This is a genomic window from Paracoccus sp. NIOT.M2S5SZ12 (assembly GCF_057748165.1).
Map to the genome: position 1 here is coordinate 1 of NZ_JBYLFR010000036.1, position 9594 is coordinate 9594.

A 9594-nucleotide genomic window follows, 5' to 3' on the forward strand; every position below is an offset into this window, starting at 1 on the left:
CCAGTCGAAGGTCGCCTGGATGCCTTGCGGCCCCGGGATCTCGATCCGCGGGACGGGCAGGTAGACGGCGTGGGCGGTGAAGGTGAAGCTGGCATTCGCCCCGAGGCTGTAGGCGAACTCGAGCTCGCAAGGCGTGCCGTCGATGGCTTGCGTGACCAAGGCGCTATCGGCGAAGCGCACCTCGATCCGGCCGGTGAGGGCGGCCATGCCGGGATCGGCGCCTTCGATCTTGCCGTCGTTGCGGATGGTCTCGATTCGGTCGAGGCCGTTGGCATAAGTGATCTCCGCCGAGACGACATTGCCAAGCGCCGTGCCGTTGCGCTTCACCACCCCGTTGAAATGGCCGAAGCGCTGCAGGCCCAGCGTGGTCGGCGTCCCCGCGGCGGTGGTCGTGGCGATGGCTTCTCCTTGGGCGATAAGCCGGGCGGTCGCGGTCAGAAGCCCCGACCGGTTCATCTGCCAGCTGAGCTGGTCCATGACGCAACCCGCATACATGGCGAACCGCGGCACCTCGGGCATCGCCACTTCAATGGCCATGGAGGGAAGCGTCCAGTTGCCCGACTGGAAGGTGTGGGTCTTTGGCGTCGTGCCGGTGGTCGTGGGCTGACCGAAGGTGGCCTTCAGCCAGAGGCCGAAGTTCTCGACGTCGATCGGCACCACCACGTCACCATCGGCGGTGACCGCGTCCTTGATCGGCGCTAGCGGGTCGCGCCCCTGGCCCAGGAGTTCCGAGGCGATCAGTGGCTGTTCGGAGCCGAGCGTGGTGCTGGCAAAGGGCACCGTGCGGTAGCCGGTGGCGGGCGGGGTGCCGTAGACGGTCTCGAATGCAAGCGCCATCTGCGCCCGCGCCCCATGGGCTCGTGCCATCGTAGTCTCCTATGGTGAGTGGGGTCAGGCCAGCGGATCGGCCGTGGAATAGTGCAGGACGACGGTGATCACCGCCGCCTTCAGGGCCGCGGCGCCCTCGACGGGCAAGTCGACCGAGGCTGGGGCCTCGGGTTCGACCCAGTCACAGAGGCCGCCCAGCGTCCGATCAGCTTCCAGCGCCGCGCCGATGGCGGCGACCAAGTCGTCAAAGGTGCTGGCCCGGCCGGTGCCCGCCTGGATGACGACCTCCAGCTCGGCCCGGTGCTGGTAGTGATAGCGCAGGGGCGAAAGCGTCACCTCCGGCTCGCCTGGCTGGCCGTCGCGCAGGATGATCAGCCCTCCCGCAGGGATCCGCTCGGGCAGGACCTCGTCACGCAGGGTGAGGGCGGCAAGCGGTTGCAGCCGCGCGTGCAACGCGGCGAGGACGGTTTCGCGAATGGTGAGCATCTGTTGTTCCGGGGTTCCGGGACAGGCCCGGGGTCAGTGTTCCCCGCCACCTTTCGGCAGCGGCAGGTTGGCCAGCCGTCGCGGCAGGTCGGCGCGGCTGTGCAGGAAGTCCACGATTATCACCTGGTCGGCGTCTTCAATGAAGACCACGAAGTGCTGGCCTGCGCGCGTGAAGCGCAGGTTCTCGGCCAGATCGGGATCAACGAGCCGACGGCAGTCCTGTGACAGGGCGGTGCCCGCAGCGATCTCGCGGCAGGCCGAGATCAGGTCATCTTCATAGGCCGCTGCCTGTCGTGGTCCGAAAGTCTCGATGGTCCAGCGGGCAATCTCGATCAGCGAGGCCTCCGCCTGCCTTGTCAGGCGCCAGGGCTTCGGCATCAGGAATTGGCACGTGCGGCGGCAAAAGCCCGGCGGATGGCATCCTCGCCATTGCCCTCTGCCAGGTCGCCACGCCTGGCCTGATCCAGCCCCGCCGTCAGACGGCTGCGCAACGCGCCAAGTTCCGCCTCTTCGCGTTCGAGAAGGCGCAGCCCTGCGCGCAGGGCCTCGGACGCGTTCTGATACCGACCGGATGCCACCAGGCGGTCGACAAGGTCGGATTGCGTTTCGGTCAGGACGACGTTTCTGGTGGCCATGGGAGTCTCCCTGCGGATCATTGGCAATATATGCCAATGTGTCTGCCGTGTCGACAGGCCCCGTCATGATCGTGTTTCAGCCCACCCCGCCACGATCCGCCCCGGCATGCCGTCGATGGCCCGCTCGGCATCTCGCGCCAGATCGAGCCGCTTGCGCAGCTTTACCTGCGGCACGAGGAGGAAGATCGGCACGGTGGTCAGCCCGCGGCCAGACTTTGCGCGGGATGCCACCGCGCGGCCTTTCGAGTTCAGCCGCCCCTCGGCCACCAGCAGGCTCGGTCCCCGACGGCGGTAGATGAAGCGTAGGCGCAATCCCGTTCGGCGTTCCCATTCACCCGGGGTGATCCGTCCGCCGCGGGTGGACTTGCCCGCGGCCGGGGTGGGGATGGCGAGCCAGAACCCGTTGCGCGACCGTATCAGCGGCCCTGTGTCATGCGCCCCGACGATCACCGGGGCGTTTGACCAGACCAGCGCCGCGGCGTTCAGGCTCGCGCTGCCCTTGGGATAGGTGGCCAGCCGGATCGAGTTTCCGAGCCTTGTGCCGAGGCCTGCGCCCGTGATCTGGCCGCGCCAGGCGGATTTGAGGCTCGCGCCTGCCTCGCGCATGGCGGTGGTGACGGCCTTTTCCCCGGCTTCGATTTTCGCCTGCATCAGGGCTGCGAGGTCGGGGTTGATTTCCAGCTTCAGCTTCATGCAGGCCTCAGTTCGAGTGTCCAGATCAGCCGTTCGCGATCGCGTAGTGGTTCACCCTGGATGACATGGCTGTCCGCGCCGATGACGATCACGTCGCCTGGTCGCGGGGCGGGGAGGTCGGCCACGCGCACATCCACCACCGTCGTGTCGCTGACGAACCGGCCCGCGCCGAAGTCCGTGACGCGGTCGGGTGCGCGGCGGATGATGCGGATCGGGCGTTCCTCGGAGGTGGTGGCCGAGATCCAGAGGGCCGGGGCCGCCATGGAGGCATGGGTGAAGATGCGATCCATGGCGGCGGCGAAGACGGACATGGGTGGGTCCGTCAGTTCGACGTGTGCAGACGGATCGCCAGCCGGGGTCGTTTGTTGACCGGCAGGATCGAGGCCTCGGTCATCACGTCGATCCAGCGGCCCTTCTCGTCGAGATGCTGGCGGGCATAGAGCGGCAGGCCGATGGTGTTGGCGGTTTCCAGCAGGTTCGCGGGGCCGCCATAGGTGGTGAAGGTGTCCATCGTGCCCATGGGGAAGGCGATCCCCTCGTTTGCCGGGACAAGACGCTCGGTCGCCTTGGTCGAGAGGGTGACTGTGCCGGAATACTCCTCGAACAGGATGCCGCCGAACGGGAAGTTGCGCCGCACATCCTCACGCAGCGGCTGGGCGCCGGTCGAGGCGTAGAACTTGTAGGCCTCTTCCGTCTTCGGGTGCGCGATCAGCTTGTCGAAGAACTCGCGGCTGACCAGCGCATGGACGCCGGTCATCGCTTCGCCCAGCAGATTGTCCTCGATGGCGCGCAGCACCTCGCGGACCTTGCCCTGCACGTTCGTGCCTGCGGTGTCCAGCACGAAGTCCACCGAGATTTGCGCCAGGCCGAATTCCGTGAAGTAGTTGTAGATGGTCGTCCCGGCCCCGTCCTTCACGATGCCGCGGAGCGCGTTCATCTCCATGTATTCCCGCGTCTGGGCATGCTTGCGGCGCATCAGCAGCAGCTTGCGGTTCATCACCTCGACGAGGGGGTCGGCCGCATCGAAAGCGCCCAGCGCGGGCTGGCCTTGGATGTCGGCGGGCAGGACCACGTCGTCATGCGGGATCCACGGCAGGGCGAAGCTGCGCATCGACCGGCCCTCGCGGGTACCGACCGTGGCCGGGCCGCCGAGGGGGACGGACGGCAGAAGGCTCAGGACGCCCTCGTATTGCTCGATGATGACGGACCGCTGGCTAACTCCTTCGAAGCGGAAGAGGCCGATCTGGGTGAGGCGGGTGTAGAGGTTAGGCAGGATGTTGATGGCCTGCGTCATCTCGGCCAGCGAATAGCCGCCAGCGTCGAAGGGATTGCGGACGAGGGTCATGGTGTGGCTCCGGGGGAATGAGGGGGTCAGACGCCGTCGCGGGCGATGATGCCGACGGCCGCGAGCTGGGTGATCTTGGCGGCGATCTTGGTGCCGTCATCGACGGTGGCGCCGTAGGCGAGGGCCGCGCGCGATACGATCGAGGGGCCGCGGACCAGCACAATGCCGGTGGCATCGGCAAGCGTGGCGTCTACGGCGTAAAGCAGGACGGCCGTCGCGACCTGCGATCCGTCGGCTCCGGTCGCGGGCGACAGGGTGTACTTGCCGCTGGCCGTGATTTTGCCCAGCACCGAGCCGACGGGATAGGGCATGCCCGCGAGCAGCGTCACCACCTCGCGGGTGTAGTTCGGGTTGACCTCGTATTTGAGGATGTCGCCCATGCTGGGCGGTTCCGTCAGGACGGGCATGGTTCAGTCTCCGGGATGTTGGTGGGGGGGCGTTCGATCCGTGCGGTGCGCGTCAGCGCGAGGCGGCCGCCGATTTCTTCGCGGCCGCCACGATGGGGCTTTCCTTCGCGCCTGCCGCCGGGGCGGTGGCGATGATGCCCGCGGCATCGCTGCGGGCGGCGAGATCGGCCAGGACCTTGGAACGCAGGGCTTCGGGCTTCACGCCCTTGGCGACCGCATCGGCAGCGTCGATCTGGATGCCGAGGCGCGCGGCCTGTGCGCAGACCTGCGCAACCTCTGCCGCCTCGGCCCGGATCGCTTCGGGCGACATCGCGGCCGCCGCCGTTTGCGGCGGTGCGATTGCCGCGGGCGGGGCCGGTTCCGGCGCAGGACTGGTGGCAGGCGCGGCTGCAGGCTGCGCATCGTCTTCGGGGGCAGTGGTCATCATCGGGCCCTTTCCCTTGGGGTTGGATGTGAGGGTGGATGTGCCGCGGGGTGCGGCGGCGAACGCGCGAAAGGCGGTGACGGGATCGGCCACCTCGTCGGCGAGACCGGCGAAGACCGCCGCCTCGCCGCGGAACACGGCGGCCTCGGTGCCCAGCGCGCGGAGGGTGTCGAGGCGGCGGGCGCGCCCTTCGGCGACGGTTTCGGCGAAGAGCTGGCGGAGCTCCTCAAGTTCGCCTGCAATCAGGTCGCGGACGGCCTCGGGCAGCGGCTGGTAAGGGTTCGCATCGACCTTGCGCGCGCCTGCATGGATCAGCGTGACGGCGATGCCCTTCTGATCGAGCGCCCCGCTCATGTCGCTGTGCATGGCCACGACGCCGATGCTGCCGACGGCGCCGGTGCGCGGCAGGATGATCCGGTCAGCCTGGGAGGCCAGCGCATAGGCGGCCGAGAGGGCGTGGTCGGCGACGAAAGCATGGACCGGCTTCTGCGCCCTCGCTGCGCGGATGCGATCCGCCAGATCGAAGGCCCCCGCCACCTCGCCGCCGAAGCTGTCGATGTCGAGCGCGATGCCACGGATCGCCGGATCGGCAAGGGCCGCCTGCAGCTGGGCCGCGATCCCCTCATAGGAGGTCAGCCCAGAGGATTGTCCGATCCACGCCCCACGATGCACCAGCGTGCCCGCAATCTCGATGACGGCGATCCCGTCCACCACCGTGAAGGGCTGGCCGCCATTCCTTGCCTTGCGGCTGGTCAGGTCGTCGCCAAAGAGTGAGGCCCGGGCGGGCAGGGTGGCGGTATCCCGATCTTCGGCGGCGATTTCCAGCCCCTCGATGCTGATGTCCTGCCCGGTGATCCGGGGCCCCAGCCCCGTCAGGAAGGCCAGCGCCTTGGCGAGATCGACCATCAGGGGCGTGTTGAAGACGCGCTGGGCGATCTGGGTGTGGTGCATCATCCTTCCTCCGCGGGCCGGGGTTCTCGGTCCTCGCCGTCGTTGTCCGTGTCTTCTTCTTGCTGGCCCTCGGCATCACGCGGCGCAGCGCCGCTTCCCACCGCCTGCGCAGGCGATCCAGGCCGCCGGAAGTCGAGACCCAGCTCTGCCTCGCGTTTCCGTTCGGCGGCGATTTCGCGGTCGACCTGTTCGGCGTCATATCCCCGCTCGGCGATGGCCTGCGTGCGGGATTTCAGGCCCGCCTCGATCTGCAGGATCTCGGCAGCGGCATCCTTGGCGGGGTCGATCCAGTCCCACTTGGTGGGAAGCCAGTCGCAAGCGAGGTATTGCCGCCGGTCGGTGGCATAGCCCGGCAGGTCGATGGCCCCGGCTAGCATGGCCATGTCCATCCAGCGGGTCCAAACAGCGCGGCAGAGCTGGTAGACCATCACCGAATGCTGAAAGGCCGAGATGCGGCGGCGGAAATCCACCAGCGCGATCCGCGTGTTCGAGAAGTTGCCCTTGGCGGTGTCGCCAGTCAGATAACCATAGGGCACGCCCAGCGCCGCACCGATCTGCAGCAGCGTCCGGTACTGGAATGGCTCATAGGTGGACCCGGAATCCGGCGTCGAAGGGGTGGTGACATCTTCGCCGGGATCGAGCCGCACCACCTGGCCCGGTTCGACCTCGAGATCGTCCTCTGCCGGATCGAGGGCGGTTTCCGGGGCGGGCGAGGTGATGAACATGGCGAACATCGCCGCGGTTTTCTTCCGCTCCAGTTCCGCGTCGTCATAAAGGTCGAGTGTGAACAGCTTCACCACGGCCGCGGCGAAGCGCGACACGCCGCGCAGCTGGCCCGCCTCGAGGGGGTCGAGGATGTGGATCACCTCCGAGGCCGGAACCCGGACGGTTTCTCCGGCCAACCCCGGATCGGTCATGTCGCCTGGATGGCGGCGCAGGAAGTGGTAGGCGACGCGGCGTCCGATCCCGTCGAATTCGATGCCCTGCCGGATCGACCCCGCCCCGGGCAGGACGCGGGTCATGTCCTGGGGCAGCATTTCTGACGGCAGCATCTGCAGCTGCATCGGCACCGTCAGTCCATCTTCGGGGCGGCGGGTGCGGATGCGCAGGAACACTTCACCTGCCAGAAACACCTCGCGCGCGGCCCGCCGCTGCAGTCCAAAGAAGTCGGTCAGCCCCTCGGCGTCGGCCTCGTCGGTCCAGGCAAGCCAGAGCTTCTGCAACTCTTCCTTTTTCGTCGCGTCTGCGACCTTCGACGAGGGCTTGATCCCGTCACCGACGACATGGTTCGCAAAGGCATCGACGGCGTTCGCAGCGTAGCCATTGTTCCTGACCAGCCAGCGCGCCCGGGCGGTGATCGTCTCGCCCGAGGCGGCGATCAGCGTGTTCACATGCGCGCGGGTGGCACGGAACCCGCGCATGCGCCGATGGGACTGCGCCGCGTCGAACCCGCCGATGATGGACCCGAGCCGCGCACGGAAGGCGTCGAGGACCATGGTCACAGACCCTTCGTGGCCACGGTGCCCCAGCGGCGGCGACGGGCAGACGTGCCGCTGGCCGTTGCGATCCGACCCTCCAGATCCCGGATCGCCGTCGCCAGTTCCGCGTCCGAGCCATAGGTCACGGTCTTGCCGTCGTAGCTGACGCTGCGCAGCCCGGCGAAGCGGGCTTCCTGCAGCGCGGTCAGCAGGGCCTGCATACGGTCGAGATCCATCAGTCCCTCATGAAGTTCGGGGTGTAGGCCCGCCGCTTCCGGCGCGGCGTGGTCAGGGTTCCGGCCTTGGGCTGGGCCGGGTCGGTTGTGGTTTCGGCCGCCACGGCCGTGGGCATGCGCGTTTCCACACCCGCCTGTGCTTCCAGCCGCCGCCAGGTCGCCTCGTCCCATCGGTCGGCGCCGAGGATCCACGCCGCGGCACGGGCGTAGACCCGGCAGTCGAGTGCTTCGTTCCGCTCGCGCATCTTCTGCCACTCTTGATGGGCGTAGCCGCGCTTGTTCCGGATCGTGACCAGCTGCTCCGCTACCAGCTGCTTCAGCCATTCGGTGTCCACCCAGCCGGGAAGGTGGATCGTGCCGGGGGCTTCAAGCACCCCTTTAGCCCGGTCCTCGTCCGAGGGGCGTTCGATCCGCAGGAAGCGGTAGGTCTCCGCCTTGAACGTCGCCGTTGCCACCGACCAGAGCCGCGCGCCGCGGCGCAGGCGCTTGCCGCCGATGGTCGCATCGACGAAGGTCGGGCCAGAAACCGGTGCCGCCCGGTTGAAGCCTTCGAGGCCCTTCAGGGGTGCGACCTGTTCGAACCCCACCTTGCGCGACCAGGCATAGACGGCCGCAGCCTCGTACCCGGTGTCGATCCCGAGCCGCGCCACGGTCATGAAGGCGCCGTTGGCATGCTGCCAGCTCTTTCCCAAAAGCGTCGTCAGCTTGTCCCATGCGGCGGGATCGTCGGGGCCGCCCGGAATGACGATGTGATCGACAAGCCAGGACTCGAGGCCCCGGCCCCAGGCCCAGATGTCGACTTCAATGCGGTCCCTCTGGACGTCCGCCCCGGCGGTCAGGAACAGCCCCGCCATCGGCACGGTGCCCGGCTTCCAACTCTCCCGACGATCTGCCAGCCGCTGCCATTCCGGCGCGTCGCCCGACTCGACCCATGTCTCGCCCAGAAGCGTGTTGCGCGCGGCGCGCAACGTCTCGTCCGAGCCCTGGGCCGCCAGCCATTCCCGCGCGACGTCGGACCAGCTTTTCCAGCCCAAGGGCGAGTAGAGCGCCGAGAGATGGAAGCCGATGGCCTTCGGATCCCTGGAAACCGCCGTCGCCCGCCACTCCCCGCGGGCCAGCATTTCGGTCTTGTGGTGCTCGGCGATGGGACGTTCGCAACCCTCGCAATGGTAGGCGGCGGTTTCCGGCTTCCCCTTTGCCCAGCGCAGCCGGTCGAACTGCAGCCATTGCATCGTCCCGCAATGCGGGCAGGGGACGAAGTAGCGCCGCTGGTCCGATGCCTCGAACTCGCGCTCGATCCGGGACAGCCCCCGGATTGTGGGCGTCGAGACCATGAACACCTTGCGCCGGTGCGAGAAGGTGGTGGTCCGGGCCTCGGCCAGCGTGACCGGATCGCCTTCCTCGTCGGCCGAGGCAGGATAGGCGTCGACCTCGTCGAGAAAGACATAGCGCGCAGGCATCGACCGCAGGCCGGTGGCGGAATTCGCGCCGGTCAGCACCAGGATGCCGCCGGGGAATTCCTTCGACAGCATCGAATTCCCGGCATCGCGCGACCGCGCCGGGTTCACTCGTTCGCGGAGCGCCGGGCTATCCGCTATCAGGGGATCAAGACGACCCCGAGACGTCCGCTTGGCCAGTTCCAGGCTCGGCAGCACCGCCAGCATCGGCCCCGGCGCGTGGTGGATGACGAAGCCGATCCAGTTGTTGCCCGCTTCCGTGGCCCCGACCTGCGCTGCCTTCATGAACGTGATGCGCTGGGCAGGATGGCCGGGCGAGAGTGCATCCATGATCTCGCGCAAATAGGGCGCGCGGGCGGTGCGATAGCGCCCCGGCTCGGCCGCGCCGCGCGATGACAGCCAGCGATGTTGATCCGCCCATTCCGAGACCGTCAGGTTCGGGTCAGGGCGCATCCCCTGCCGCCAGACCCGGAGCAGGTCCTCGGCGCCGTCGAAGCCGAGGTCGAGACCCTCGGTCAGATCGTTGTCGTCATCCTCATCATGCAAGCGAGACCCGGAGGTCGGCGAGGGCGTCGAGCTGTTCGCGGACATGGGCTTCCAGCACCCTCTGCATGATCGCGGTCTCGATCGTCACCGATGCCCCGGATTGCCGTT

12 protein-coding genes are annotated in these 9594 nt (G+C 67.9%); all 12 read right to left on the reverse strand.

The features are described from left to right. The coding region (locus AC2SGK_RS17605; RefSeq protein WP_488324706.1) for a phage tail tube protein at positions 1-867 on the reverse strand (867 nt) is incomplete at its 3' end. Positions 868-891: 24 nt separating this feature from the next. Next, on the reverse strand, positions 892-1314 hold the full coding sequence (locus tag AC2SGK_RS17610) for an acyl-CoA transferase (protein ID WP_488324707.1): 423 nt from the start codon (positions 1312-1314) through the stop codon (positions 892-894). Between the two features lie 33 nt (positions 1315-1347). Next, positions 1348-1692 (reverse strand): type II toxin-antitoxin system RelE/ParE family toxin, encoded by a 345-nt coding sequence (locus AC2SGK_RS17615; protein ID WP_488324708.1) that lies wholly within the window; start codon positions 1690-1692, stop codon positions 1348-1350. After that, positions 1692-1949 (reverse strand): type II toxin-antitoxin system ParD family antitoxin, encoded by a 258-nt coding sequence (locus tag AC2SGK_RS17620; RefSeq protein ID WP_488324709.1) that lies wholly within the window; start codon positions 1947-1949, stop codon positions 1692-1694. Before AC2SGK_RS17620 ends, AC2SGK_RS17615 begins: the two co-directional genes overlap by 1 nt. Positions 1950-2012: 63 nt before the next feature. Beyond that, positions 2013-2642: a DUF6441 family protein gene (locus AC2SGK_RS17625; protein WP_488324710.1), complete on the reverse strand. Its 630-nt coding sequence runs from the start codon at positions 2640-2642 to the stop codon at positions 2013-2015. Further along, on the reverse strand, positions 2639-2953 hold the full coding sequence (locus AC2SGK_RS17630; protein ID WP_488324711.1) for a head-tail joining protein: 315 nt from the start codon (positions 2951-2953) through the stop codon (positions 2639-2641). Before AC2SGK_RS17630 ends, AC2SGK_RS17625 begins: the two co-directional genes overlap by 4 nt. Before the next feature lie 11 nt (positions 2954-2964). Beyond that, positions 2965-3987 (reverse strand): major capsid protein, encoded by a 1023-nt coding sequence (locus tag AC2SGK_RS17635; RefSeq protein ID WP_488324712.1) that lies wholly within the window; start codon positions 3985-3987, stop codon positions 2965-2967. A gap of 26 nt (positions 3988-4013) precedes the next feature. After that, positions 4014-4394, reverse strand: a complete 381-nt coding sequence (locus tag AC2SGK_RS17640) for a head decoration protein (RefSeq protein ID WP_263848494.1) — start codon at positions 4392-4394, stop codon at positions 4014-4016. 52 nt (positions 4395-4446) lie between these two features. Beyond that, positions 4447-5769: a S49 family peptidase gene (locus tag AC2SGK_RS17645; protein WP_488324713.1), complete on the reverse strand. Its 1323-nt coding sequence runs from the start codon at positions 5767-5769 to the stop codon at positions 4447-4449. Continuing rightward, positions 5769-7265: a phage portal protein gene (locus AC2SGK_RS17650; RefSeq protein WP_488324714.1), complete on the reverse strand. Its 1497-nt coding sequence runs from the start codon at positions 7263-7265 to the stop codon at positions 5769-5771. The genes AC2SGK_RS17645 and AC2SGK_RS17650 overlap by 1 nt, the downstream gene beginning before the upstream one ends. Positions 7266-7267: 2 nt before the next feature. After that, positions 7268-7483, reverse strand: coding sequence for a phage head-tail joining protein (locus AC2SGK_RS17655; RefSeq protein ID WP_488324715.1), 216 nt, complete (start codon positions 7481-7483; stop codon positions 7268-7270). After that, positions 7483-9531, reverse strand: coding sequence for a phage terminase large subunit family protein (locus AC2SGK_RS17660; RefSeq protein ID WP_488324716.1), 2049 nt, complete (start codon positions 9529-9531; stop codon positions 7483-7485). The genes AC2SGK_RS17655 and AC2SGK_RS17660 overlap by 1 nt, the downstream gene beginning before the upstream one ends. Between the last annotated feature and the right edge of the window lie 63 nt (positions 9532-9594).